This window comes from Lelliottia sp. 489, assembly GCF_050435885.1.
Taxonomy (GTDB): Bacteria; Pseudomonadota; Gammaproteobacteria; order Enterobacterales; family Enterobacteriaceae; genus Enterobacter; species Enterobacter nimipressuralis.
The window spans coordinates 1-1,059 of record NZ_JBNDLC010000017.1 but is presented as its reverse complement, the minus strand read 5'-3'; the positions used below and the strand labels follow the sequence as shown (position 1 = coordinate 1,059).

Genomic DNA, 1,059 nt, shown 5'->3' with positions numbered 1-1,059 from the left:
GTCAGGGAGAACTCATCTCGGGGCAAGTTTCGTGCTTAGATGCTTTCAGCACTTATCTTTTCCGCATTTAGCTACCGGGCAATGCCATTGGCATGACAACCCGAACACCAGTGATGCGTCCACTCCGGTCCTCTCGTACTAGGAGCAGCCCCCCTCAATTCTCCAGCGCCCACGGCAGATAGGGACCGAACTGTCTCACGACGTTCTAAACCCAGCTCGCGTACCACTTTAAACGGCGAACAGCCGTACCCTTGGGACCTACTTCAGCCCCAGGATGTGATGAGCCGACATCGAGGTGCCAAACACCGCCGTCGATATGAACTCTTGGGCGGTATCAGCCTGTTATCCCCGGAGTACCTTTTATCCGTTGAGCGATGGCCCTTCCATTCAGAACCACCGGATCACTATGACCTGCTTTCGCACCTGCTCGAGCCGTCACTCTCGCAGTCAAGCTAGCTTATGCCATTGCACTAACCTCCTGATGTCCGACCAGGATTAGCTAACCTTCGTGCTCCTCCGTTACTCTTTAGGAGGAGACCGCCCCAGTCAAACTACCCACCAGACACTGTCCGCAACCCGGATTACGGGTCTACGTTAGAACACCAGCCATTAAAGGGTGGTATTTCAAGGTTGGCTCCACGCAGACTGGCGTCCACGCTTCAAAGCCTCCCACCTATCCTACACATCAAGGACCAGTGTTCAGTGTCAAGCTATAGTAAAGGTTCACGGGGTCTTTCCGTCTTGCCGCGGGTACACTGCATCTTCACAGCGAGTTCAATTTCACTGAGTCTCGGGTGGAGACAGCCTGGCCATCATTACGCCATTCGTGCAGGTCGGAACTTACCCGACAAGGAATTTCGCTACCTTAGGACCGTTATAGTTACGGCCGCCGTTTACCGGGGCTTCGATCAAGAGCTTCGCGTTGCCGCTAACCCCATCAATTAACCTTCCGGCACCGGGCAGGCGTCACACCGTATACGTCCACTTTCGTGTTTGCACAGTGCTGTGTTTTTAATAAACAGTTGCAGCCAGCTGGTATCTTCGACTGGTTTCAGCTCC

General features: G+C 53.9%; 1 rRNA gene. It reads right to left on the bottom strand.

From position 1 onward, the window contains the following. Nucleotides 1–1,059 (bottom strand): 23S ribosomal RNA (locus ABIE11_RS21795); the annotation flags it as partial.